The following is a 25257-nucleotide window of genomic DNA, read 5'->3' as shown; positions in this document are numbered from 1 at the left end:
AAACTCCCTTTCTTTCCGTAAAAAAATTGGATTGATGAGAATTTTATCATTTACTTGTATATTAATCTATCGACACTTGTCTCTCCGCATTTATGGAATGAATATTTTGCTTTATGATAAGATAAATAGATTGATGATCGCCGTGATTATTGCTCGTTTGGAAAGGATTGTTATGATTGCAAATCTCGCAATGAGCAGAGCAGAACATTTTCTCCGAAAAGCGCAGGAAGAGATGGAAAAAGACCGTGATCCGGAGAAAAACATTGATAAAGCAATCTACACCCTTGCAGATGCCAGCGTAATTCAGAGACGGACAATGGAAAAGCTTACAAAAGAACGTGCGAAAAAAATGATGGATCTTGCCTATAAAGATATGGTGCAAGCAGAAAGAAAAGCTTTGACTGGTAGAAACAAACGTGATGCAGAAGCAGCCGCGAGGTATATGCAACTTGCAAACATAAAAATTGAAATCGCATATATTTGGAATTATGACGAAGCAGAGTCCATTGCGATGAATAATGCCAAAAAAGCAAAATCCGAGGCAGAAAATCTTTACGAAAAAGCGGCCAAAGCTCATTTTGGTAAAAAGAAAGATCTCTCCAATCAAGCTGGAGCAAGGCTTTCTGCTGCTGGTTCTTGGGCAAAACAGACTGCAATCGAAGAAGGTTCGCAAGAACTTGCAAATCGGATTATGGAGAAACTCCTTCAATGGGGCACTGATCACATCATGGATAGTGTCATTTCTGTTGGTTTCGATATTGCAACAGCTCCTGGCGCTAAGCTTGGTGCAAAGGCAGCAGCAGCTGGAATCAAGTACAGTTTAAGGAAAGTCAAAAACAGGCATGCTGCATGCCGCTGCCATGCTTGTCTTGGCGGTAATGGTACCTGCCTAAATGAACGATAATGAATCACAATCCTCTGTGATTCAATTGTGGGCAGTGGACAAAGGTCTGCTGCTCGCTGTGGTTTATAAAGTCTTTTATTTAAACAAAATCCCCATCTATATGCAACAACCTTCTTTATGTCTTCATATCTATTTAAAATATATCCAAAACTATTAAATTCCTGGAAACCTGCATCATAAAGATGTTCTATGGTAAACCCCTTTGACTGCTTTAACTTAAATAGAGAGCACTTACTGCTTTTGTCAAATCGGATCGAATATCTTCTAGATAGCAGTTATTGAGTGAATAATTTACTATATGTTAATATAGATGTACGTAATATTTTAATGACCTCATTGAGGGGAGAAACCTTTGTTTGAAAAAGCCGCAGAAAACGCAATGAATTCCGCTGGTAAACATATAGCAACAGCCCAGCGTATTCTAGAGAGAAATGGAAATGCGGAAAAAGAAATAGGTAAAGCTCGGAAAGATATAGCAAATGCCTACTCTTCAAACAAAAAGAAAGCTGCTGAAATAGCCCAGAAAAACGCAAAAGACTTGATGAATCAGGCTTCTGCGGACATCTCTAAAGCCGAAATTGCTATCAACAAAAATAGCTTGTTCCGTCCTAGTAAGGATGCAAGAGAAGCTAAAAAATACCTTAGTCTCGCGGAAGTTAAAATCGAACTTGCCAAGGTCTGGGATAAAGCAACAGCGGATTCCCTAGCAGTTCATTTTGCAACTTCCGCAAACAACGAGGCAAAAAATTCTATTGAGCAAGCAGACAATGCGCTCGGCAGAATCGGGGGAAAGAAAAAAGCAGTCAGCCTCTCCGAAAAAGCTAGAACGAAGGTCATTGTTGCAAAAACATGGGCAAAAGACACAGCAATTGAACAAGCTACCGATAAGGTTACTGAGACCATCGTTGAACAATTTCTTGATTGGTACTTCTTCCACCTCATCGATGGCATTATTTCTGTCGGAATGAATGTCGTTACTGCACCAGGAGCTAAGCTCGCTGGTAAGGCTTTGAAAGCTGGCTATCAGTATGGCGTTTGGAAAGTGCAGACTCGATATGCCAGCACTACTGATCCAAATGTAGATTGTGGTATCTGTCACTCCTGTCGAAGCCCTGGCCACGGCAGTTGTATGAACAGAAGGTAGTACTGCCTGAATAGGCAGTGCGACGAGCGGTAGATGTCAATACATCTACCGCTCACTAATTTTCTAAAGGCTAAACATCTTGGGTTACAAACCAAAGGAGCAAATCATGCATTACCCACTTCTAGCAGACTTACTGATCAAACCAATTCTCGAAATTCTTTCTAAAATCCCTATTATCAATGTGATTGTTGCTATTATCGTATTTCTCTTTCTCTTTATACTCGGATTCCAATACTTAGGCATCGCTCTGCGCACCCGAAGTGTGCATGAAGTATCCATTCAACAATACAGTATCTTTACCCGCTGGGCGATTCACCAAGCACTGCCCGAAACCGATAAAAACTATGGTCTTTTCCGCTTTGGCATCGGTCTTGTTGGCATTGTATTTATCATTGTTCCCATCATAGTCTCTCTTGTGGAGATCAATAAGGCGCTGAATGCATAATAGCAAAACCCCTTTTGTCAAAAGAACAAAAGGGGTTTTCCTTTATTGAACTTATAGTGCGATGATCAAACCGATGGATAACACAACATAAATAAACGCCCAGTATTCAATGGGGATAAAAAACAATGAATGTCTTCCTTTGGAAACCACTGGCTGCCCAGCTTGATCATGATAAACAACTGGCTTGTTCAACTTCTTGCCAACAAACCACAATACTACAGCCGCGGGTAAAAACAGTAGATACCCCGTAAATTTTGCGGCATCAGAAGCAGCGTCCATTCCAAACAAGTTAAAGATTCCATAACCAATAAATTGAAAGAGTGCAGCAATCAGTAAAACCAAAATACCCCAACCACGCCAAATAATCACAGATATCACCTCTAAGAAATGACACCCCTCCACGTATTTCTACGTGAAGGGGCAGCAGTCAAGCTCGAAGCCGGAAGGTGATCTTCACCTTAAATGGAGAACGCGGATCACGTTCGACGTTGATAATCTCCTCGTGATAAAGGAGATACTCTTCTTTCGGATTGTCAACAGCAGTCACCCGCACACCATTATTGCGGTACTGAGGCAGCCGCTGTTCGGAAATTACTTCAATAACTTCCTCTCCGCTTCGTTGCTGCTTTACAGTGAGCTTGCCACGGTACTCGGTCATTGCTGACTTTTGAGACAACGAACCCTCCAAAAATGAGACTGCTCCATTCAAATTAACATAATAATTATTATTTGTAAATTAATTCTCTATTTAATGAATTATAGAAGAAAAAGTCCATTTGGTACTATTTCCACATCCATCGAATGATTGCCAACTTCTTCACCATCCGCAAAAGCCCACATAGCTGGAATAGTTTTCACTGCTAATTTCTTCCCTTTTACAAACGTTACCGCCTTATGTTTGGCATGTTTTCCAGCATAAATTTTCGGAAATACACGTAAAAAATCCAGTTTCGATAATTTGTGAACAATACATATATCTATCCATCCATCCGTTGGATTTGCATGAGGCGTGATCATCATGCCTCCACCAAAACTTTTGCCATTTGATAGAGTCACTAACCATACATCTGCAAATTCGTAGTCCGTGTCATCTACGCGTAACTGCAAATGAAATGGTCGAAAGCTATTTAATGAAAGCAGCGCACCGACAAAATAACTGGCATTCCCCAGAATCTTCTTCCAACGTGACGCATCAACACGACGGGAAACATATCCATCAAAGCCAGCGCTGATATAACTTAAGACAACACGTTCTCCTGATAAAAAAACATCCGCTTTTTTCACTTCATGTAACACAATTCGCTGCCATGCAGCAACTGGGTCAAATGGAATCCCCCATTCCCTTGCAAAATCATTGCCTGTACCAGCAGGAATATAACCAAGCGGGAAATCACTGCCATATAATCCATTTGCTACTTCATGCACTGTTCCATCTCCACCGACAGCAATAACTGCAGTCCATGATTGTTTACCAGCAGCATCTTTTGTCAGCGTAACCGCTTCTCCTTTTCCTTTTGTAAACTGAACGACATAAGGAATATTCTCCTTTTTGACTATGGCTTCCACTTGCTGCCAGACGTTAAGCCCTTTCCCTCTCCCAGCATGTGGGTTCACAATAAATAAATACACCATATTCTCCCTTTCCCAGGAAGCCTTTTCTTTATTATAAGGGCAAAAGGAGAAAAGCAGTAACAAAATCAATTTTTTATATATTTCATTCTGAATATTCTATATAATATAGTTGTCTATCGATTCGATCAAAGGGAGAGAAAGTGAGTTCACGGTTCATATATCGCAGGTATACACTACGCAACCTTACGGTAATTGCCATTGAAGAACAAGAACAGAAGAACAGATCTCCTTTTCGCGTTTTTGTAGGCAACAAAGCAATCAACAGAGATTATAATCCAGATCTATTTCAAATGATTGCTGAGGAAGTATTTAACGCAAAGAATGCAAAATCAGAAGTAGTCGATCCAAACACTCCTGAAGCTTATGGACCAAAAAAATAATACCATTTTCACAAAAGCGATGGGTTCCATATTTGGACAAACATCGCAAAAAACGCAAACGAGAAATACACAGAAAAATAAAAAAAGATTGTGATGTATTGACACCTCTGGTATTTTAAAATTAGAAAAACAAACCCTGCCTCTAAGGAGCATCATGAGTAACCCTTATACCCATCTGAGCGAAGCGGAACTGAAGGAGCAGATCGAGGGAATCGAAGCCCTTCAGCGCAAGGATACCCTTGCAGCCCGTTCTACTGAGCTAAGTACTAAGCTGGCTCTGCTTCGAGCAGCACTGGGTGAGAAAAACAACTCCTAGGCAGGCAAGTGGCTCTATCCCTTGAGATAGAGCCACCGAACTTTCCTCTTATGGAAACCGCAAGTCTTGTATTTCCTTTAAATTGATACCATATTTACGATATATTTTTAACGTATTTTCCCCTACCAACTGTTCCTCATGAAAACCGCATTGCTGTGCCATTTCTACTACTTCTGTATAGGAGTCTGCTTCAATCTCCAAATACGGAGGGATCATCGGCCAATGATCGATTTCGATTCGTACCTTTCCAATGCGAAAACTAGAGCGAAAGTTTTCTTGATACCATTTTGTTTGATACCCCAATTGTCCTAAAAATTCGTTTGTCTTTGCAAAATCATCAACAATCAGTTCCACTTCTTCTGTACCATCAATCCCATCATGATGAATTACTTTATAGGTAAGTGTCACTTCAAAACCAGTATCACGAAGGCGAATGAACTTATTCAAATCATGCTGGTTAACAGCATATACATAACGCCGCATCAGCGATTCGCGAATCGCTTCTCCTCCAAGGGATAAAATCCGCTGCTTCATGTCATCCGGATCAATCTCCAGTATCCGTGCTTCATATTCAATTGCCAACATAACATCTTCTTTCATTTTGAATTTACTTTACAAACAACTCCATTTGAAATTAAAATAAAAATGTCCTTTTCCTATAGAAACAGAGGAAAAATGTATCAAAACTACTATACAATAGATACCTTTTATTACTTCGATTCTGTGAATGGAGAAGAAAAAGAACTCTCCTCAAAGGGACACGCGCAAGTAGTAAAAGGGCAAATCGTTGGACTTCCTCATCCGGAAGAAGGAGTCATCTATATTGTTACACAGATGGTTTATCACGTAGCGAAAAAGCAAGGTCGCAAAGATGTCTGTACTCCTGACTTTGTGAACGGAGCTACACACTATCGCGGCAGGAATATTTATATTGAATCCATGTTCCGTTTTTAGAAAGAAATAAGTTTCTTGAGACTGATAGCTCATACTTGAAAATCTATCAGTCTCGCAATATTTCGTATACAAAGATATCGATGTCTTTTAAAATAAATATGTACAAAACATTCCTACGATTGGATTCCCATGTCGGATAACTTTCAGAACTATGCGGATGAGAGCCTGATCTTCTACGTTGTTGATGGATCAAAAGATCTCTGCCCCGCAGTCTCCAGAGGCGTTGCCACAATCATCAATGGGGAAGTCAAGGTGATCGAATATGGGGAGATGAAAGAATTCCCCGATCCCACCAATGGACAGACCTTCATCGTTCCTGATGATGTACGTAAGTTCCTTAAGGAAAAGAAAAACCGGAAGGACGTCGTCTCCCTTGGCGAAAAGGCAGTTCATATGGTCCCGGGAAATCCTACTGTCTATTCCGCGAGGAGCTTTAAGCGCTAGGTTTGGTTGTATGTGAGCATACACTGCTCACATGGGGACAGGGCTGAAAAATATTTTACCCCTGTCCCACCTCACTATTATTTTGCCAATCTACTGCAAAATCTACTAATGTTATTTGTGAAAACAAGCTCGCCTCTACATTGACTAACTTCCCTATCACAATCTCCTTACTTGCTTACATGATCTATCCCAATATCCGCAAATTACTCTATTTGATATTCAATTGCCAACATAATATCTTCCTTTATTTGAATTTACTTTACAAACAACTTCATTTGAAAATAAAATAAAAAAGCCTTTTTCCTATAGAATCAGAGGAAAAATGAATTTAAAACTACTATACAACAGATACATTTTTACTTCGATTCCGAGAATAGAGTAGAAAAAGAACCCGCATCACAGGGACACGCGCAAGTAGTACACATCGTTGGACTTCCTGATTCAGAAGAAGAAATTATCTATATTGTTACATAGATGGTTTATCATGTAGCGTAAAAGCTTAGTCGCAAAGATGTTTGTACTCCTGATTTTGTGAACGGAGCTACCCACTATCGCGGCAGAAACATTTATCTTGAATCAATGTTTCGTTTTTAGCAAAAGATAAGTTTCTCTACTCGAGACTGATAGTTTTGCAATGAATCTATCAGTCTCGAAATATTTAGTATACAAAGCTATCGTTGTCTTTTAAAATAAATATGTACAAGACCATTCCTACGATTGGATTCCCATGCTGGATAACTATCGAAACTACACCAACGAGAGCCCGCTCCATTACTTCCACGAGGGGACTCTTAGCAATTTCACTCAGGTAGCGTATGCTAGGAGGGCGAGTGACATTCCAAAGGCAAATCCTAAGCTGAATCTTGTATTCATCGTTGAAGATGATGTGCGTCAGGAAGCCAAGCAGCAGGGACGAACCGATGTTGTCTCTCCAGGTTCTACTGTTGATATGCCCAAGGGCAGGCCTCCGGTATATATTGTAAATGATTTCAAGCGATAGGTTTGGTCATATGTGAGCATACGCTGCTCGCATGGGGGCAGGGTCAAAAATATTTTTGACCCTGTCCCGCCTCATTTCTGCCTTTTTCATTAAACCACTCTACTGCAAAATCTACTAACGCTGCTTGTGAGAGTAAGCGCACCTCAGCATTTCCTACCTTCCCTATTACGATTTCCTTACTAGCTTCGTAATCTCTACCGATATCCGGAAACAACTCTGTTTGATATGCAATATTTTCAAAATTCACCCACACTCGTTTTCCATTTTGTTCCATCGCAGCAGATTCTGTGATTTTTATCGGCTGTCTGCTTCGGTATTCTGCAAGGTGCAACGAAGAATTACTGTCGTAGCCAACACCGATCAACAGAATATGCCCTTGCAAATTATAGAACCTTGCTAAAGGCGAATCCTCTCCCATCGGATTATTAAGGGGGTGATTATTTGTGATATGTTCTGCATATTTTCCCCATGCTGCAAACGAAACGGTAGGATGATTGCTTCTCTTCACATCTGGAAACGTCCGAAAAACTTCCGCAATCTTGCCCATTCCTCTTGTTGGCGTATATTGAGGGTGAAACGCTGGCATCGTCTGGCGCATTGTTTTCCACCATGCTTCAGGCACAGGTGGATTCTCCCATAAGGATGGGTCGGAGTTATCACTTGTATGTGTAGGCATAACGATTGTGCCAGTTGGTGTTATCACTGACATCAACGCTTGTACAACCGTCACCGCTCCCCCGCTTACATATCCAATGGAACTGAGGGAAGAGTGAACAATAAGGTTCATTCCTGCTTTCAATCCTAGTTGTCTGAATTCATCGATAAGACTATTTTTTGTGTGCAGTTTTGTTGTTTGTTGGATAACTGCTTGTTCGCTCATCTACCTGTATCCTTTCATTTACAACGATTGTATTCGTAAGATAAACTATAAACGTCCAAAAACATCCTACATGAAGGACAAAAGATGCAGCATCAGTATCACAACCATGTTAAGCATGACACCATCGAGTATAGGGATGGCACCAAGACGGTTCGGTTGGAACCGGAAGGGGTTATCACTGACCCTGACAAACTCCCAGCGGCAAGAAAGGGGCATAAGCTCATCGTCACAGAGATCATCTTTAAGACGGTAAAGAAACGTAACGACCTTGTATACCTTTCTTATTTCAGACTTGGCAAATATTATATCCTTAGCAAGAAGTAATACAGGATACCGAAATAATTGACAACTGGTTCATTTGATTATCATGATCAGATGGACCAGCGCCAGCCCATTTGATACATATCGTCACCAAATGGGCTGGTGCCAAATCAAATAAGTAAAACCTGCTCTGAATAGAGCTTATAATAAATTCCTCTCCTCTCCATCAACATCTCATGTGTACCCATCTCGACCAATTTCCCGTGCTCCATCACCATGATCCGATCAGCCTTTTGAATCGTAGCTAACCGATGAGCAACAACAATTCTCGTTTTCCCTCGAAATAACTGTTCAAAACGCTCTTGCAGCAATGCTTCTGTACTGGCATCTAGTGCTGATGTTGGTTCATCCAAGAGAATGATTTGTGGATTCCGCAACAGCATTTGTGCGATTCCTAACCGCTGCTTCTCCCCTCCAGATAGTTTCACTCCTCGTTCGCCAATGATCGTCTCAAAACCTTTTGGCAGCTGCTGAATAAAATCGAGAATTTGCGCCTCTTGACATGCTTTTATTATTTCCTGTATGTCAGCAGCCGGTTCGGCATACTGCAAATTATCTTTGATCGATTTATTCCATAGAAAAACATCTTGCGATACGAGTCCAATTTGCGATCGCAAATCCGCATATGCATAATCTAATATGTTTCTTCCATCGAGCAAAATCTGCCCGGATTCCGGCTCATAAAACCGCATGAGCAAATCGAGAATCGTCGATTTTCCACTGCCTGTTGAGCCTACAATCCCAATAAATTCGCCTGCTTCAATCGAAAACTGCACATGAGAGAGCTGTCCTCTTCCTTTTTCATAGAAAAAAGAAACATCTTGAAACCAAACATTTCCTTTTAGCTGCAAATGCTCGATTGGTTTATCCGGTATTTCATCTTCTAACAGCAATATTTGATAAACTAAATCTAATTTTGGTTTCATAGATTCTGTTTGAATATACGCCATTTGGATATGTTGCACCGATGAGAAAAGCTGTGGAAAATAAACGGAAAAAGCGATTAACGTACCAATCGTCATCTTCCCTTGCATGATTTGTACAGCAGCAAAAGCAAATACCAAACCAAAACCCAATGATCGTCCAAAGTCGACGGTCAAAACAGATAAGTCATCAAAAAATGCCACTTGATTGCGAAGCTTGCGATAGTCATAAATCCACTTTTTCTGCTGTTTTCTCTCTGTTTCTTGCTGATGGAACTTTTGTATTGTCTTTAGACCTGTCACAAATTCGGTTGTGTAACTACTCATCTCTTGCTGTAATTGAATAATGTTATCGATCTTCGGACGAGTATTCTTAGCAAATTTTCGAGATAGAGCATAGGAAATAGGTACAAATACCAATATCAATAGGGTTAAGTTTACGTTCAGATAAAGCATTACTCCAGTTAAACCTATAAACAGTACCATGTCAAAAATAGCAGGAACGAGTACTTGTGAGATATAAGCATCGCCAATTTCTCCACAGCTATATATGCGGGCTGCTATATCTCCTGATTGAAAATGAAGATACGTTTTGGGAGACAGCGTCAAAAGCTTATCATATAAGAGATTGCGTAAAGTATCCGTCACATAGCCGCCGATCTGATGAGTTACGAGATTGCGAACAGCATTTACTATCGTGATTACCACAGGGAGAATCGCCAGCATAATAATAAGCACAGCAAGTAATTGGTATTTCTTTTGTGGTATCGCTTGATCGATAATCAGTTTCATCAGCCACGGTGATATGATCTGAATACCTGCTACAAGCAGCATGAGAAGCAAACCGAATAAGATTCTTTTATATTCGAATAATAGCAATCGTGTTATTGCTATTTGCTGTTTCTTTTGCAAAAAAGCTCCTCCTTTTCTATTATTCTTCAGAATGTACTACTAAAATTTCTCTTGCTAGAAGTTCGTCTCGGAACGAAGAAAAAGATACTTCTACATTATCAATTGATGGATGTAACGCCTGTTTTACTTTGAAAATTGCTTCTTGATCACTCATCGACGTTAATAAACTAGAAAAAACAATTGCTCCTGTGGTATTTAAATGAAAATATTCCCCTGTTCGCTTATCTAACAATGAATGATCCCCTAACACTTCATTCCATCTAACATCTGGATGTAATTGGTATGACATTTTTCTTCCCTCGTTTCTCCCATTTGCGCTTTAAACTCTGCATCCAAAGTTCTACCATGCAGCAGCGGACTAGTCCTGACGCAGAAGCTGCCCATTTTCGCACATCCACTGCTATGTAATTCAGTTTGTGCGGATCAATCACATTACAATGAGCCAGAAAAGAATTTTGCCCTAACAAAGTTAAAATCTGTTCTTTGTTATGAATGACATAGGATTCGTTATATGCATTCATAATTTGCCGATGGTTTCGGCTCAAAAGTGCAGGAGGCAGATTTGGATAAATCAATCTCATGATTGGTTTGATATATTCTTGCCCTCCGCTTGGCATCATGCGGTAGGGCATCGGAATATTAATGGAAAATTCCATCAATTCACGTGACACAAATAAATGAAAAGGGATGATTCCTTTTCGCTCATACAAATGCGTTTCTAATACATGATCTGTTTCGTTATCAAAGGAATGAGCGATTTGTTGTAAAAAGCTTTTCTGCTCGATTTGATATGACTTGATTTCTCCTGTTTTTATTCGCTCTATACTATCTTCTGATAGATAGTATTTGTATTGCGAATACCGGCTATGCGGGACTTTTCTTGACTTGTATTTGGGAATTTGCCAGTACTCCGAAAGCCACTGCATACCTTCAAAAAAGGGAATATCTTTAAAAACATTAGCAATTGTCACTTTCCATGGGTCATTTGGTCCGAAAATCACATCACCAAAGTATCCACTTGAACAAATGGATATCCCCAAAGCCGCACATATTTCCAAGGTCTGTTCAAACAAACAGTAAAAGGGATGTGGATAGGGAGAAGTAAAATCCCAATGCTCGTTAAAAAAACCAGCTTCATGCACCAAATCTATTGCATTGATCTTAATTAAAGGAATTTGAAGATGTGACGCAATCAGCTCGGCATCGCTTGTTTCATCTGCTTGAGGGATACCGGCAAAAGACCAATGGATTCCTACTACCTCCAACCCAAGCCTTCGCAAGCATGTGACTGCGATACTCGAATCAAGGCCGCCACTTAATATAACGCCTGCTTTGGAATACCCAGATAAACACTTTTTTGCATGTCCTTCTAATAGTTCTCGACTTTCCCTTGCGTACATTTGGATGCTTTGATTTCTTTTTAGTGGGATAGGAATAATCGTATCGATCGTTTCTCTTTTTATTTCCCTTCGATCGATAACTGCCAGATTACCTGCTGGAAGTCGTTTTAACCCGCGATAATAGGATTCGGTCGAAGGAATACTATCTTCCAAACATGCGACTAATAAAAACTTATTATTTACTGCATCAATATAATTTTGGGTAATAAGCTGCAATGGATCAGTAGACCACGAAACATCATTTTCATTGGTATAGTAGAGTGATTGTTTGCACAGCAAACTTTTAAATAAAACACCACGCTGTTGTTCTGCACTCCAGTATGACAAAACAAAACGACCTTCGATTACACACAATAATGGTTGAGGGGACTGGATTAACACTTCACCCCATGCCAAAACAGCTGCTTGACGATCTGTTTGCAACAAATGTAAAAAACGTATGGCATCATTTGACTTTGCAGAAGTGATCCATCCATTGATTTGTAAACTTGTCCCACAGTCGGTACTGCAACCTAATATTTCTTCGCGAAACAGCATATTCCCCCTCCTTTTATGATGGAAGCGTATCCAAAAGTTTGTATTGCTGTCTGACAGCTCGATGTTCATCCATAGCTTTTCCACAGAGTTCAACCCATGCATGAAATGGAAACTGTTCAATCATAGAAAAAGATAATTTTTTGCCGATAATGACTTTTGCTGGTAAATCAAAAGATCGTAACAGATAACAGATGATAATTGCTCTTTCCAGACAAAGGGCCTCTCCTCGTCGAAATAAATTAATCCACAGTATCGTAAAACCTGCTATTTTTCGAGCCTGCCAATACATATCTGTCTCATTTGCGATGGATAGCTCAAACCGCTTGGACACAGTTTGAAGCAACCGCAGTTTCCCGCAACCATCCATTCTTTTATATCGCCGAATCAGCCAAAAAATAAGAAAAGGGCTAAGCAATAAAAATCGAACAGGCAGTCTTTTTTTGATTGGTTTATGCTCTGCCGTTATCAGAAATGTATACAAATCATTCATTGATATTTCTCCTTTCGTTGAAATAGGAGACTTGATACTAAGTCTCCTATTTATTTTGGTTACTCATCTTTTGCTAATCGGGAATTATACCAGCCATCGTCGTTGTTGCTGCCACCCTGCCCTGTTAACTCTTCTACACTTCCTAGGTAGATGAGTTTCGGCTCCACCCATTCTTCACGCTGTTCCATTTTGTTTCCTCCTTTCCGAGTTTCACTTCTCACTGAAGTATGTCTCTCAGTGGTAGCCATAGCATAATTCATTCTAATTTTTCTGACAAATAGTCAAGTTTTCACTTCATTTCTGTCTTTTCCTGTGAAATTTGAGGCGTTTCTTGAAATGAAGTAATCCTTTGAGGCTTTTTTTACCTCCCACGGTTAACTTTTCATTTTTTATCGCCATTAAATCAAAAAATAAGAAAAAAATTATTTTTAAAAAAACTGTTTCCCTTAGTAGGAAACAGTTTTTAATCTAATATTTTACTCTAGCAGATTTGCTGACATCTGTTTTCGAAGATCGCTTGATATGCATGTCTTCGCTGGAATTATATATCTATTAAATTTAAATATCAGGAGGATCACCAGCTAACCTTTGTTTTAACTCAGAAAACGACATCTGATCACTCCTTGAAAAAGGTAATTTTTAAACGTCAGGGGGACTTCCTGCTGCTCTTGTTTTTAATTCGTGTAATCGCATGGGTTCAGTCACCTCCTCTTTTAATTTTAATAAAATATGAAATAATCTACTTGAATAGTGATTATACTTTATCATATTTGATTTTTCGTAACATTTTGCTAACAACATGACAATATCTCTTTCTTGTGGATAAAAAGTATGATTCTGCGCTACTTCTTGGGCTTTTTGTAAATATTGAATAGCATCTTCTCTTTTGTCTTGTTGTAGATAACACTCTCCAAGTGCTTGAAGTACTTCACAATAACACAGGCTATCTTTTGACTTTTTACTAATCTTCAGTGCTTGTTTAAGTTTCATTACAGCCAAATCAACATTTTCTTGCACTAAATATAATAGCCCTAATTCCTTGCTGTTTTGGGCAACGAATTGCCTTTCCACTACTTTATCTTCAAATTTGGCTGCTGTTTGAAAACACAGCTCGGCAGCCTCCCACATTCTACTATTTTTATAAATCGTTCCAGCAGTTGTCCATAGCTCAAAGCAACGGTCAAATTTCTTCTCCCGTCTGGCAAGTTCAATCCCTTGTTCCGCACATTGAATTGCTTTTTTATACCGTCTCTCTTTATTGTACAATGTAGCTTTTAATTGGTACACATTCAATTTTATATCTGTATCTAGCTCAGCAAAACGTTCCTCTAGCCATTCAATAACTTCCATCGCTTCACTATTTTGTTCAAGTTTTTCGTAGTAAATTACCTTGCTTATGTACAAAGAATATTGTATATATCTTCTTTCACCTTCTGGAGCAAAAGCCATAAGACCATCTTGAGCATAGGTTACAGCTAAGTCTAACTTATTCATTACATGAGAGATTCGACTCAATTGGTATAAACAAAATGTTTTCATATTTGTATAATGGATCGATGGATACTCATCAAAAATGCGAATTGCTTGCTGAAAATGAGCGATAGCTTTCCCAAGCTTGTCACTATGGTAATAACACTTACCTCGCAAGTATTCCAGTACAGCAAAATAGGCACGATTACCTTTTAATTCTTGTTCCATTTGGCGGATCATTTTTAACCCTTCTTTAATACTCACACAGTCTAAGTCGTTTTCGACTGCACGCAAACGCAGACCAATCGTAAATCGTTCTTCTTTCTCTCTTTCTGCTTGTGCTTGCAGTAATTTTGGGATATCTTCGATCATCCACTCTAGTTTTTGTTGAATATAATATGCCAGCAGTTCATTACTCAAGCGTTTTGTTCCATTTTCAAGATTACTGATACTCGCCACCGAAATCCGCTCATCCGCCAGAGTATGCTGCTTAAAACCTAAATCTTCCCGCCGTTTTCTGCATAATGCCCCCAGTTGTTTCCGATCCCACTCTTCCATTGCGATCCTCCAGAAAATTTTTCCCTTGGTGTTGGCTCTCGTTGTCAATGCGAAATGCACAGGTGAAATTCCACTAAAATACATACCAAATACCATAAAAGGAACAAATATTTACTATGAAGAGTGAATATTTCATTATATATTACTATTCGGTATTTAATGTATTCCGTATTATACATGGGTCGTACAGAGGTGACAATAATTGCTTGATAACTCCAAATAAAAAAAGCCTGTCTCATTAGAAAGGCTCCTCGAGTATATATTATCCCTTCATTTGCAAGTACTCTTCCTGAAAAATGCACATTCGAACCGCATTGTGATAACTTCCATCAACAAAAAATTCATCTTTGAGTACACCTTCTACGGTAAAACCAACTTTTTTATAAATATGAATTGCTTTTTCATTTCTTTGATCAACAACCAAATAGAGTTTGTGCATATTGAGCACAAGAAAGCCGTAATCCATTGCTAACCGAGTTGCGGTAGCGGCATAGCCATACCCTTGATAGGTTGGATCAATTATGATTTGGAATTCGGCGCGGCGGTGAATATAATCGATTTCTACCAACTCTACGAGACCGATCATTTCATCCTCTTTGGTAATAATAAAACGCCGTTCACTTTGATCATGGATATGTTTATCATATAAATCTTGCAACTCAACAAAAGCTTCATAAGGCTCTTCAAACCAATAGGACATAACAGTCGCATTATTATTGATCTCATGGACAAATTTTAGATCTTCTCTTTCCAAGGGACGCAACCTAAGTTCTTTTCTCATTCTTTGAGACCTCCACATATATCCCTCTTCCTCCCATTATTACTCATAAAACAGGAAGTCATTCCAATCAAAATTTGATTTAAAATGATCTGAAAATATATTTTACAATACCATATCTTTCTTCTATGATGAATAGGGAGATGTTCTGTGCATTCCGCACAACCCCCTCGACGAAGGAGAGTCCATGGCTTCGGATTCGGTACACTTCCTGAACTTTGTCCATGCCCATGAAAATGGTGACTTCGAATTCGAAGTCACCAACGAACGGTACACCCACTTCAGGCTCTTTGTAGGTGTATACGAGGGCTGTCTGGAATACCGTTTTCGCAATAGTCGATACACCAGTGGAGCGATTGCCGTGTACTGTGTCTCTGGGTACTGTGGACGAAAAACGCGGGAGAGCGTTTCGATCGAATACGAAGGGAGTACTCCGACTGTTGATCGAGTGCCCCTTCAGGAGCTGCTGGAAAACCCGCTGTCCGGAGTGTACGAGCGGCTGATCGAAGAATCCATCTATCAGGAATCCAAGCGTTGATTCCATTCGATGGACACGGCGACAACTGGAGAGTAGGTTGATCGCCGGACTGAGAAGATAATTTCATATAGATGGTTATAGGAATCATATGCCGTGGCATATGATTTTTTCAATGCAACTTATTGTTTGACAACTCCATACGGCTAAAGCCGTTGGATTCTTGGGGCCATAGCCTCATGACTATTTCATTACCAAGCTAACCCCGTGTGCCCCACGGTTTATGTTGTTTCATTTTTTCTTTGCCGCGAGCAAACTTGGTTTTCGTCTGTCAAGACTATACATCTATTACCATGGGAATGTTTGTTTGCAAACTTGCTTTTTTCCAAAGATACGAGTGAAGAAAAAATCTTACCTCGTTACACGCTCGCTTTCATCCCACGATTTAAACCGTGAGTTTTCTCGCTCGCAAATGCTATAATAAATACGTAATGTCGCTCCCAAAAGACAGAAAGTGACCATACCAATGAGTAAAAAGCTTGAACTCAGTAAGCCGTGGGAAGAACATTGGGAGATTACACCATATATTGGGCTTGCTCATAGAAATTCTCCTAATGATACCCTCGAAACCTTCTACCTCATCGCCAATGGAATGGAGTATATTCTGGAAGTCCATCTTGATAAGGTGATTGCCTCTTGCCGTAGTATTGGCAAGACAGCAGGGTATACCATCAGTAACCCAAATGAATTTTATCAAGCAATCGGTGTAAACAACGAGAAAGATCTTTATGTCGGCAAGGTTAAAATCGCTAAAATTAAGCGTAAAAAGTAAATAAAAAGATATGCATTACTAGTGTTTCGGGACAGCTTGAAGTTATCCCGAAACACCCAGATCACATGTAAAAACGAATACAAATGTTGTTGATAAATCAAAGTTATGGTGTTTTGATAAATTGTCCTATACGTAATTAATACAAATATTCAAAAAGCATTTACTTCGTTTCTTATCTCCTCTATGCTTAATAAGGCAGGTGATCATCTCACTGTAACCTTAAGGAGAAACTCATGAATATGATCCCGCAGTCCTTCTTGTATCTGGAAAAGGAGAAGCACGGAACATTCACGTTCCGCGTCACTCACAGACCCTTCTACCAGATTAGAGTCGTCGCCAAGATTAATGACGGCAAGGTCATGTACTCCCTCCACATGGATACCAATAGTTTTAAATTGGATGAGTATTACGACGTACAAGGAATTGAAGGAACAGTCTCTTCTCCTTTGGACGCAGATAAAATGAAAAGTCTATTGGAGAACGAGAATTCAGGTGTGTTCCAGAAAATCGAGGAAACTTTTTACGAATGGAAATTCCTGAGTTGATCAAGATGACCCTTAAGGAACGGCGATCTATTCAGGTCGCCGGGCGCAATCATTTATTGTTCATAACTAACAGTTTTCATTTCATTCAATAGTACAATGATAAAAAGCGAGACCCTGTTAAAGGATCTCGCTTTTTTTATTATATAAAATATTATATCTGACACATTTTTCATTTTCAAATCGACTATCACATTTTAAAATCAGCGGTGTAATGCCACTGATGAAATCAGCTAGCATTACACCTATTGTCCTACTTGTTCGCCCTCAGATACTCAGCGATGTCATTCCAGGGATCATCAATTTCACTGTAGACCTTTCCTGCATAAACCTCATCCAGAAACTTCTGGGCGATTGGATTTTTCGAGGACAGCTTCTTGCCAGGAGCGGCTTCGTTTACCAGCCTCTTAAGCTCGTTAAAGTAAGCATTATCCGCCCGACGTCCTTCATTAGCCTTCTTGTCAGGAAGATAAATTCGATGGAAATCACTATCCATCCTGCGTTGAACCTTATCGATCTCAGTAATAAGTTGCTGCTTCGAAACTGCCACAATAACCTCCAAAAAGGTGTAGGATACAAGTCCATAATACTTTATTGACATATAGCTAAGCAACTCAATGTAAGAACATAGAACGAAATAAAAACAGCCAGATATCCAAAACGGAATTCGACTGTTTTTGTTTCATGCTAAAACTCACCAAGATCAATAATTTCATCTAACTCGGAAAAACGCTCATCCATAATCTTCTTCAGACTAGGATTCCAGTTTTTTTGAATTATTTCTACCACATCATCTATTTTCCGTAATACATTGCGTTCACCATTTACATAAACGACCCAGCTCTGATTTTTTCCCGTAAACACACGGTCTATCTCAACAAATTGGTCGGGTTTGCCTGTTGGAAAACGAACTGCTTCGCCTACTTTCATTCTCATCAACGTTGATCTGATTTCCATTACTTTGGACATAATAGGAGTGCTCCTTTTACCAATTCTCCGAACAATACAGCTCTTCCCTTATTCTATGTGTAAACACAAGAAAACTCAACTTCCAATCATTATTTCCTTTTAATTGTAATATTTCAGTTTTCTGCTATGCTTTTTATTTTTTTTTGCTAGCACTCCTCAAGCAATTTGGTAATAATAAGGATGAACGAAGAAAGGGAGACAAGATATATGTTTGATGTAATCGTAATCGGCGGCGGTCCATCAGGATTAATGGCGAGTGTTTCCGCTGGAATGCATGGGGCCAAAGTATTGCTGATCGATAAAGGCAATCAATTGGGACGAAAATTAGCCATCTCTGGCGGAGGACGTTGTAATGTAACTAATAATAAAGATTTGGATGAATTAATCAAGTTTATTCCTGGAAACGGAAGATTTTTATATAGTGTTTTTGCTACATTTAACAACCAAGATATTATTCGTTTTTTTGAGAATTTAGGAATTAAATTAAAGGAAGAAGACAATGGGAGAATGTTCCCCGTGTCCAATCGGGCAAAAGACGTGGTACAAGCATTGCTCACCAAAGTTCGTTCGGTAAATGTAGAAATCGTTACCAATACAGCTGTAAAAGCAGTTGACTATGCAAATGGAAAGGTCGTTGGCGTAAACAGCATAGACGGACAATACTGGAAATGCAAAAGTGTCGTGATTGCTACAGGCGGCAAATCTGTGCCGCATACCGGCTCCACAGGTGACGGCTATGCTTGGGCAGAGGCTGCCGGGCATACGATCACAGAGCTGTTTCCAACGGAAGTCCCCATCACCTCCAATGAAACTATTATTGAAAGCAAAGTGTTGCAAGGATTATCTTTGCGGGATGTTTCACTTTCTGTGTTAAATCCAAAAGGAAAAGCCGTCATCACCCATCGCGGGGATATGATTTTTACGCATTTTGGGCTGTCTGGCCCCATCGCCCTTCGTTGTAGTCAATTCGTGATCAAGCAGCAGAAAAAGACAGGTGCAGCTGAAGTGAATGTACAGATAGACCTCTTTCCTGATCAGCCAATCCATATACTAGAACAAGAACTACAAAAGCTGCGCCAAAATCATCCCAAGCGGTCGGTTATAAATCTCTTAAAAGGACTTATTCCCGAACGGCTTATCCCTGTTGTTTTGCAAAAAGCGCAAATAAATATAGATAGCCTTGCTGCGAGTATTTCCAATGAGCAACTCACAAAGATTGCTAGTATCTGCAAGCAATTTACGATGCTAGTAAACGGTACCCTTCCATTGGAAAAAGCATTTGTTACAGGCGGCGGAGTACATATCAAAGAAGTCAATCCCAAAACAATGGGTTCAAAATTGATGCATGGCCTTTATTTTTGCGGCGAAGTGTTAGATATCCATGGTTATACTGGGGGATATAATATCACTGCTGCATTATGTACAGGATACGTCGCTGGAAAGAGCGCAGCAGATAAACGTAGAGACAAATAATAAAAAGACAAGTAGAATAAGTATAGAAAAGGTGATATTTTCAAAAAACAGGAGAGTATAACATGATTAAAGGACTATATGAAGCTCACTTGCCTGTCAGTGATCTCAATCAATCCATTGAATTTTACGAAGGATTAGGGCTTGAACTGGCTTCTAGAGATAATACATTTGCTTTTTTCTGGATCGAAAAAGAGAAAAGCTGGTTAGGTTTATGGGAAGCTGAGCAAGTTAAAATCCCATATCATGTATCTATCCGGCATGTAGCTTTTCATGTAGATTTGGAAGATATAGAAAAAGCGAAAATTTGGCTAAAAGAGCGAAATTTGGAAGTAGTTGACTTTTTTCATTTTTCACCTGAACAACAGCCACTAGTACTTCCCAATAATCCACAAGCTCATGCAGCGATTTATTTCAAAGACCCAGATGGAAATCTTTTAGAATTTATTTCACCACTCAGAATCGATGTAGAAGAAAAATTTGAGTTAATGGAATTAGATGCATGGTATAAACATAAAAAACAAGCTTAAAAGACTTTATTTTACACGAACCACTCTGCTATCAATACGCGGGGTGATTTCTCATCTTGGATAGGGATGAAAAGGCATCTAAGTAAAGATGCTGATTTCTATAGAGTATACAATTAACATAAAAACCTCCCCTTGCAGGGAGGTTTGTTTATCGTGGATTGGAGTTAAACGGATATTGTTTGGGAGAGGGTGCCATGTCATCTTGCTGATCTATATCTAGTTCTTCCACTCCAAATTCTTCTAAGACCCGTCTGCATAGACCGATTTCTTGTTGAATCAATGGATCGTTATTTGCAGACTTTATCAATAAATTTTGGTATTGTAATAACGCTTCTTCAATCAGATCTAATTCTGCCTTACTGAGATGGACTGTAATCTTCATCTAACCCATGCTGTTACCCGTTTGCCAAAGGGGAATCTCGCAAAAATACCAATGTGGCTGTAGGTACAGCCTACACCTCCTTCATTTACTTCCTAACTCATCTTAACACAAATGAGAAAGCGCACACATAGCATTCTAAGGTGTTTTCGTCGTTGGTGAGAGGCTACGCAATACTTCCATAATTTGTTGATACATCTCTTTTGCTCGCTTGTCGTTTGCATCTTTTACATTTTTTATTACAACAGACACTGCATACTGTGGTTTGGAATAGGGTGCAAATCCAATCATCCACTTATTGTAGAGTGATTTATCCACACCTACTTGTGCCGTGCCAGTTTTACCAGAAAGTTTCCAGTTATCACCAGATAGCGACCTTGCTGTACCTTTGGTTACTACCATTCGCATCATTTGCTTTACTGCTTCGATCGTGCTTGCTTTTAGTGGTTTTGCACCTTCCATATACTTATTGGTAAATGCGACTTTTCGTTTTCCATCTGCACCTAATATTTCCGTTACTATCCTTGGTTGAATAGGCATTCCGCGATGAAACAGAGCTGTAATCATATTCGTCGCTTGCAGCGGGGTAACTTTGACATCCCGCTGACCAATTCCAGTTTGGACAGCGGCTCCCTTATCTAGTAAAGATGTTTCTTTTGCATAAATCAAACCAGTACTCTCATCTGGTAATTGGCTAAAGCTATTATCGCCAGCAATTTTTCCATGCCATCCGATTTGCCTAGCAAATCCCAATCGTTTGGCATATGCTTGCAACTTTGCACCACCCAATTTTTCTGCTATTGACCCTAACACAATATTACATGAATTTGCATATGCACGAGACAATGTTTGTTTTCCATGCACTTCTCCATTTGCATCTCGCAAATGGTATTTACCATTGAGCAGAGTGCCTTTACATACATAAGTAGTATTAGGAGTAGCAATTCCTTCTTCTAATGCAGCAATGGTAACAACTGTTTTAAAAATCGATCCCGGGGTTGTCTCTACAAGGGCTTCATTAACCCACGGAGATTCGGAGGTATCTTTGGATGCAGATACACCTGCCATTGCTAGTATATCACCAGTTGCAATCTCTTGGACTACTACTGCTCCTTCTTTTACTTTTTCTTTTTTCAATAAGTCTTCGACTTTCATTTGAATTTTCGCGTCCAATGTTGTCTTTATATTCGAAGGAGAATGACTCGCTTCAGATTTGGATGCAGTAACTTTTACTTGCACACCGCTCAATGCTCTTCCTCTGCCATCTGTCACAAAACGAATGAGATTTTCTCCCTCGCCATGAAGATAACGTTCAAAAGCATATTCTAAACCAGTCATACCAAAACGAGATTGCAGAGAAAACTCTCCAGATTCTACTTCTTTTGCATATCTATCTTTTAATACATAAGCATTGCGGATAAGTCTGCCAATCACTTGCTTTGCTATTTCACCTTCGGTCATGCGATTATCAGACTCTACAATAACTATACCTGGGATATGTAATGCTGTAATTTGATCTGCTTGCACTTGATTTAAAACATAGGATGAAAGTACGGATGGTCTTTCAAGTGACAGCAATTTTTGCTTTAACGTAAGATAAGAAATATGCAGCAAGGAACTGAGCTTTGTAAACTGCTCGTGTCTAAGCTCCAGCTGCTCTTCTGTAGAAGGGAACACAAATAATCTCTTTTGTAGTTTACCTACCAATGGAACACCATTTCGATCCAGGATTTCCCCGCGTCTGCTATTTAAAATCACTTCACGGGATTGTACCTTTTCAGCTAGTGCAACCAAATCTTTTTGAGCAACGGAAAAGGAATGTGTAGAACTAACTTGTATTTGGTAAAGTCGATAAAGTACGCCTGAAAATAAGCCTACCAAAACAAAAAGCACTATCCAAGTACGCCATGTTTTCATCACCTTTGCCCCTCTCAACATTACCAGCTTAGGCAATATCGAGAAGGGATAAACGGCAAATACAAAGGGCAAAATAGATAGTTAATTTGGTCATTTCCGACTTCCTGAACTAGTTGGGAAAACAGGAACAGAACAGATGATCATATCACCTGTTCTATTTGCTTTTGTTTGCTGCTTCATTTTTATTACTTTGTGCAATTTTCTTTAATTGTTCTTCATATGTTGTGCTAAAAAAGTGAGTGTTTGTACCATCTTGCTTCGTTACATAAAACAGATAAGAATGTTTGCTTGGCTCTAGAGCTGCTGCTAAAGCTTCTTCCCCAGGGTTGGATATAGGACCTGGCGGCAAACCTTTGATTAGATAAGTATTATAGGGACTTTTTAATAAAACATCATTATGATTGAGTTTCTTTTTTACAATCCCTTGTAAACTATATGCATATATGATGGATGCATCTACTTGAAGTTTCATCCCATCATGCAGACGGTTATAAATGACACCTGAAATAATCGGTAATTCTGATCGGACTCGTCCTTCTCTTTCAATCAGAGAGGCAATTGTCACCCATTGATCAACATTGAAATTAGTCTTGTCAAGCTTGTTTCTCGCATCTAAATCATTCAAGCGTTTTGCAAATTGACGAACCATTTCGCTGACGATTTCATCACCGCTTGAACCTTTATGAAACTCATATGTACTGGGGAAAAGGTAGCCTTCCAGTTTGTATTTCCGTGCAGCAACTTTCGGTATTTCTTGTTCAAAAGTCCAGGAATCTTTATTATTGGCACGATTAACCGCTTTTAAAAATTCTTCTTTCGAGAATCCTTTTGCAGCAATAATATTTGCGATTTCATTTACGGTCTTACCTTCTGGAATCGTTACCTTCACAAGATCTTGCTTGCCAATTGCGATTTTATTTAGTATGGAATCTAAATTTTCATTTGGCTTAATTTCATACGAGCCAGCCAACAGATTCGTTCTTTGCCGATAAACAGCATAATATCGAAAGAACCAATCCTCCACAATTAGATTTTTGCTTTTTAAAATGCTACCTATCTGTTTTAAAGAAGAATCTGGTTCAATATCAATTTGTACTGATTTGGAGCGAGCAGGGGACTGGAGTGTCCAATCAATAAAATAGTATCCAGCTATTCCCCAACCAACCAGCAAAACAATCGTTAAAATTATCCGAAGAAACCACTTCATCAAGAACTTCCTCTCATGCAACCTTACACACATGTTGTGTACCCAGGATGGAGTTGAATAAAGTGCCAGTTACTATGTTAACATACTTAAAAATAAAAATAACGAGGAATATTCCTCGTTATTTGTCAATCATAGTAAGTATTCAGATGGAAATGAACAGCATCGATCACACTTTCCCATTCATCCATCGAGTCAATTTCCCCGATCTGCCCATCTTTTAACACTTCATAAAGGTATGCTTCGCCGATCCCGTGCTGCATCCCTTGCATGAGAGCGTAGTGATTACCATTTACTTCTAGTTCATGAAGAACACGCAAGATCTCCTCTCCCGTGGAGGTAGCATGTGAATAAGACACACCATCTTCTAACTTATCTCGTAAATGAGTCACTTCTCTCATCAGTCTTCTCCTTAAATTTGTTCTGATTCCATTAAGGAATGTAGTACTTCTTCTAGCATTTCCCATTCTTCATCATCTTCTACAGGGGCAAGTACTAAATCGTCTCCATTTTCAGCATAGCGAAATGGATAAATATCTTGCTCTTCTTCTTCTGCTTCTAAAACAGACACGAGAAATACATATTTAACACCAGTCTCAGGATGCTCAAAATAGGTCACTACTTCGAAGTCTTCTTCTGCTCCGTCTTCTTGTGATATCGTAATGATTTCTACTTCTTGTTCTTGATCTGCCATTATGTTGACCTCCTATTTGCATCTAAATAGCCCTGTAATATCCATGATGCGGCTACTTGATCCACTACTTGTTTTCTTTTCTTTCTGCTCATATCGGCTTTGATTAACGAGCGCTGTGCTGCTGCAGTAGAGAGTCGCTCATCCCACAAAGATACAGGAAGAGCGTACCGCTCCGTAAGTAATTCTGCAACTTTTTTACTCGCTTCGCCTTTTGGACCAATCGAACCATCCATATTACGCGGAAAACCGATAACTATTTTTTTCACTTCATATTGTTGGATAAGGGTGTCAAGCCGATCCAGCCAATTAGGAGTTTGTTTCTTGTCTATCACTTCTAACCCTTGCGCTGTAAATCCAAGCAGATCACTGACAGCAATCCCTATACGCCTGTCACCCATATCTAACGCTAAAATTCGATCTGTCACAATGGTTCCTCTCTACCAAGCTATCGAAATAGGATAACACACTTGTTGTAACTAAGAAAGTCACTTACTCATCTGGATTCAGATATGATTTTACCAACTCTTCAATGATATCATCTCTATCTACGCTTTTAATTAATGCTCTAGCCTGATTATGTCTGGGAATATATGCAGGATCTCCAGATATCAAATAACCGACTATTTGGTTGATAGGATTGTACCCTTTCTCCTCGAGAGAATGATAAACAAGTGTCAATATCTGCTTTACACTTGACTTATTTCCCAGTTGAAACTGAAACTTTCTCGTTTCATCCACGGATCATCTCAGCTCCTTC

Annotated in this window: 33 protein-coding genes; 12 read left to right on the top strand and 21 right to left on the bottom strand. The window is 39.4% G+C overall.

What is annotated here, in order from left to right; genetic code table 11:
- The first annotated feature begins 133 nt into the window (after positions 1-133).
- From AC5WOC_RS14725 to AC5WOC_RS14715, 3 genes are all read left to right on the top strand, one after another.
- On the top strand, positions 134-904 hold the full coding sequence (locus tag AC5WOC_RS14725; protein ID WP_496056166.1) for a hypothetical protein: 771 nt from the start codon (positions 134-136) through the stop codon (positions 902-904).
- 352 nt (positions 905-1256) lie between these two features.
- Complete coding sequence (locus AC5WOC_RS14720; RefSeq protein ID WP_496056165.1) at positions 1257-2048, top strand: hypothetical protein; 792 nt, start codon at positions 1257-1259, stop codon at positions 2046-2048.
- A 106-nt stretch (positions 2049-2154) separates the two neighbouring features.
- On the top strand, positions 2155-2493 hold the full coding sequence (locus tag AC5WOC_RS14715; RefSeq protein ID WP_496056164.1) for a hypothetical protein: 339 nt from the start codon (positions 2155-2157) through the stop codon (positions 2491-2493).
- Positions 2494-2544: 51 nt separating this feature from the next.
- On the opposite strand, the gene AC5WOC_RS14710 is transcribed toward AC5WOC_RS14715, so the two are convergent.
- The 3 genes from AC5WOC_RS14710 to AC5WOC_RS14700 form a co-directional block, all read right to left on the bottom strand.
- Positions 2545-2862: a hypothetical protein gene (locus tag AC5WOC_RS14710; protein ID WP_496056163.1), complete on the bottom strand. Its 318-nt coding sequence runs from the start codon at positions 2860-2862 to the stop codon at positions 2545-2547.
- Between the two features lie 58 nt (positions 2863-2920).
- Entirely contained in the window at positions 2921-3169 is a 249-nt protein-coding gene (locus AC5WOC_RS14705) for a hypothetical protein (RefSeq protein ID WP_496056162.1), read from the bottom strand.
- 80 nt (positions 3170-3249) lie between these two features.
- Positions 3250-4122 carry a diacylglycerol/lipid kinase family protein gene (locus tag AC5WOC_RS14700; RefSeq protein WP_496056161.1) on the bottom strand — a complete coding sequence of 291 codons (873 nt, stop codon included), beginning with the start codon at positions 4120-4122 and terminating at the stop codon, positions 3250-3252.
- 143 nt (positions 4123-4265) lie between these two features.
- Here AC5WOC_RS14700 and AC5WOC_RS14695 point away from each other — a divergent pair, with 143 nt between their 5' ends.
- On the top strand, positions 4266-4505 hold the full coding sequence (locus AC5WOC_RS14695) for a hypothetical protein (protein ID WP_496056160.1): 240 nt from the start codon (positions 4266-4268) through the stop codon (positions 4503-4505).
- A gap of 154 nt (positions 4506-4659) precedes the next feature.
- The gene (locus tag AC5WOC_RS14690; RefSeq protein WP_496056159.1) at positions 4660-4821 is read left to right on the top strand and encodes a hypothetical protein; all 162 of its coding nucleotides are present in this window, start codon (positions 4660-4662) and stop codon (positions 4819-4821) included.
- A 48-nt stretch (positions 4822-4869) separates the two neighbouring features.
- On the opposite strand, the gene AC5WOC_RS14685 is transcribed toward AC5WOC_RS14690, so the two are convergent.
- A complete protein-coding gene (locus tag AC5WOC_RS14685) occupies positions 4870-5406 on the bottom strand; it encodes a CYTH domain-containing protein (protein WP_496056158.1) in 537 nt (178 codons plus the stop codon).
- 90 nt (positions 5407-5496) lie between these two features.
- Between AC5WOC_RS14685 and AC5WOC_RS14680 the strand changes: the two genes are divergently transcribed.
- Positions 5497-5775: a hypothetical protein gene (locus AC5WOC_RS14680; protein ID WP_496056157.1), complete on the top strand. Its 279-nt coding sequence runs from the start codon at positions 5497-5499 to the stop codon at positions 5773-5775.
- Between the two features lie 129 nt (positions 5776-5904).
- A complete protein-coding gene (locus AC5WOC_RS14675; RefSeq protein ID WP_496056156.1) occupies positions 5905-6219 on the top strand; it encodes a hypothetical protein in 315 nt (104 codons plus the stop codon).
- 1043 nt (positions 6220-7262) lie between these two features.
- On the opposite strand, the gene AC5WOC_RS14670 is transcribed toward AC5WOC_RS14675, so the two are convergent.
- The 8 genes from AC5WOC_RS14670 to speG all read right to left on the bottom strand — a co-directional run bounded on the left by AC5WOC_RS14670 (position 7263) and on the right by speG (position 15491).
- Entirely contained in the window at positions 7263-8099 is an 837-nt protein-coding gene (locus AC5WOC_RS14670; protein ID WP_496056155.1) for an AAC(3) family N-acetyltransferase, read from the bottom strand.
- A 431-nt stretch (positions 8100-8530) separates the two neighbouring features.
- Positions 8531-10255 (bottom strand): ABC transporter ATP-binding protein, encoded by a 1725-nt coding sequence (locus tag AC5WOC_RS14665; RefSeq protein WP_496056154.1) that lies wholly within the window; start codon positions 10253-10255, stop codon positions 8531-8533.
- Between the two features lie 19 nt (positions 10256-10274).
- Positions 10275-10544: a hypothetical protein gene (locus AC5WOC_RS14660; RefSeq protein ID WP_496056153.1), complete on the bottom strand. Its 270-nt coding sequence runs from the start codon at positions 10542-10544 to the stop codon at positions 10275-10277.
- Positions 10516-12192 carry an asparagine synthase-related protein gene (locus AC5WOC_RS14655; protein ID WP_496056152.1) on the bottom strand — a complete coding sequence of 559 codons (1677 nt, stop codon included), beginning with the start codon at positions 12190-12192 and terminating at the stop codon, positions 10516-10518. The genes AC5WOC_RS14660 and AC5WOC_RS14655 overlap by 29 nt, the downstream gene beginning before the upstream one ends.
- Positions 12193-12205: 13 nt before the next feature.
- Positions 12206-12682 carry a lasso peptide biosynthesis B2 protein gene (locus AC5WOC_RS14650; protein ID WP_496056151.1) on the bottom strand — a complete coding sequence of 159 codons (477 nt, stop codon included), beginning with the start codon at positions 12680-12682 and terminating at the stop codon, positions 12206-12208.
- 59 nt (positions 12683-12741) lie between these two features.
- On the bottom strand, positions 12742-12870 hold the full coding sequence (locus AC5WOC_RS14645) for a hypothetical protein (RefSeq protein WP_496056150.1): 129 nt from the start codon (positions 12868-12870) through the stop codon (positions 12742-12744).
- Positions 12871-13321: 451 nt separating this feature from the next.
- The gene (locus AC5WOC_RS14640) at positions 13322-14710 is read right to left on the bottom strand and encodes a helix-turn-helix domain-containing protein (protein ID WP_496056149.1); all 1389 of its coding nucleotides are present in this window, start codon (positions 14708-14710) and stop codon (positions 13322-13324) included.
- Between the two features lie 262 nt (positions 14711-14972).
- Positions 14973-15491, bottom strand: a complete 519-nt coding sequence (speG, locus tag AC5WOC_RS14635; protein ID WP_496056148.1) for a spermidine N1-acetyltransferase — start codon at positions 15489-15491, stop codon at positions 14973-14975.
- A 184-nt stretch (positions 15492-15675) separates the two neighbouring features.
- Here speG and AC5WOC_RS14630 point away from each other — a divergent pair, with 184 nt between their 5' ends.
- The 3 genes from AC5WOC_RS14630 to AC5WOC_RS14620 all read left to right on the top strand — a co-directional run bounded on the left by AC5WOC_RS14630 (position 15676) and on the right by AC5WOC_RS14620 (position 17340).
- Complete coding sequence (locus AC5WOC_RS14630) at positions 15676-16026, top strand: hypothetical protein (RefSeq protein ID WP_496056147.1); 351 nt, start codon at positions 15676-15678, stop codon at positions 16024-16026.
- A 463-nt stretch (positions 16027-16489) separates the two neighbouring features.
- On the top strand, positions 16490-16795 hold the full coding sequence (locus tag AC5WOC_RS14625) for a hypothetical protein (protein ID WP_496056146.1): 306 nt from the start codon (positions 16490-16492) through the stop codon (positions 16793-16795).
- A 233-nt stretch (positions 16796-17028) separates the two neighbouring features.
- On the top strand, positions 17029-17340 hold the full coding sequence (locus AC5WOC_RS14620; protein WP_496056145.1) for a hypothetical protein: 312 nt from the start codon (positions 17029-17031) through the stop codon (positions 17338-17340).
- 250 nt (positions 17341-17590) lie between these two features.
- Here the strand turns inward: AC5WOC_RS14620 and AC5WOC_RS14615 are convergent, their stop codons facing one another.
- Both AC5WOC_RS14615 and AC5WOC_RS14610 read right to left on the bottom strand, forming a co-directional pair.
- On the bottom strand, positions 17591-17887 hold the full coding sequence (locus tag AC5WOC_RS14615) for a hypothetical protein (RefSeq protein WP_496056144.1): 297 nt from the start codon (positions 17885-17887) through the stop codon (positions 17591-17593).
- A 137-nt stretch (positions 17888-18024) separates the two neighbouring features.
- A complete protein-coding gene (locus tag AC5WOC_RS14610; RefSeq protein ID WP_496056143.1) occupies positions 18025-18306 on the bottom strand; it encodes a hypothetical protein in 282 nt (93 codons plus the stop codon).
- A 207-nt stretch (positions 18307-18513) separates the two neighbouring features.
- On the opposite strand from AC5WOC_RS14610, the gene AC5WOC_RS14605 reads away from it, so the two are divergent.
- Together AC5WOC_RS14605 and AC5WOC_RS14600 are read left to right on the top strand one after the other, a co-directional pair.
- Positions 18514-19779 carry a BaiN/RdsA family NAD(P)/FAD-dependent oxidoreductase gene (locus tag AC5WOC_RS14605; RefSeq protein ID WP_496056142.1) on the top strand — a complete coding sequence of 422 codons (1266 nt, stop codon included), beginning with the start codon at positions 18514-18516 and terminating at the stop codon, positions 19777-19779.
- Between the two features lie 62 nt (positions 19780-19841).
- Complete coding sequence (locus AC5WOC_RS14600; RefSeq protein ID WP_496056141.1) at positions 19842-20306, top strand: VOC family protein; 465 nt, start codon at positions 19842-19844, stop codon at positions 20304-20306.
- Between the two features lie 148 nt (positions 20307-20454).
- Here the strand turns inward: AC5WOC_RS14600 and AC5WOC_RS14595 are convergent, their stop codons facing one another.
- The 7 genes from AC5WOC_RS14595 to AC5WOC_RS14565 form a co-directional block, all read right to left on the bottom strand.
- Complete coding sequence (locus AC5WOC_RS14595; RefSeq protein ID WP_496056140.1) at positions 20455-20688, bottom strand: hypothetical protein; 234 nt, start codon at positions 20686-20688, stop codon at positions 20455-20457.
- Between the two features lie 135 nt (positions 20689-20823).
- Positions 20824-22602 (bottom strand): peptidoglycan D,D-transpeptidase FtsI family protein, encoded by a 1779-nt coding sequence (locus tag AC5WOC_RS14590; protein ID WP_496056139.1) that lies wholly within the window; start codon positions 22600-22602, stop codon positions 20824-20826.
- A 154-nt stretch (positions 22603-22756) separates the two neighbouring features.
- A complete protein-coding gene (gene mltG / locus AC5WOC_RS14585) occupies positions 22757-23809 on the bottom strand; it encodes an endolytic transglycosylase MltG (protein ID WP_496056138.1) in 1053 nt (350 codons plus the stop codon).
- A 125-nt stretch (positions 23810-23934) separates the two neighbouring features.
- Positions 23935-24207 carry a DUF1292 domain-containing protein gene (locus AC5WOC_RS14580; RefSeq protein WP_496056137.1) on the bottom strand — a complete coding sequence of 91 codons (273 nt, stop codon included), beginning with the start codon at positions 24205-24207 and terminating at the stop codon, positions 23935-23937.
- A gap of 11 nt (positions 24208-24218) precedes the next feature.
- The gene (locus AC5WOC_RS14575; RefSeq protein ID WP_496056136.1) at positions 24219-24500 is read right to left on the bottom strand and encodes a DUF1292 domain-containing protein; all 282 of its coding nucleotides are present in this window, start codon (positions 24498-24500) and stop codon (positions 24219-24221) included.
- Positions 24500-24925: a Holliday junction resolvase RuvX gene (ruvX, locus tag AC5WOC_RS14570; RefSeq protein ID WP_496056135.1), complete on the bottom strand. Its 426-nt coding sequence runs from the start codon at positions 24923-24925 to the stop codon at positions 24500-24502. Before ruvX ends, AC5WOC_RS14575 begins: the two co-directional genes overlap by 1 nt.
- Before the next feature lie 64 nt (positions 24926-24989).
- Entirely contained in the window at positions 24990-25238 is a 249-nt protein-coding gene (locus AC5WOC_RS14565; protein WP_496056134.1) for an IreB family regulatory phosphoprotein, read from the bottom strand.
- Between the last annotated feature and the right edge of the window lie 19 nt (positions 25239-25257).

It is taken from the genome of Shimazuella sp. NTD247, assembly GCF_059510415.1.
This window is presented reverse-complemented; position numbering and strand designations above follow the sequence as displayed.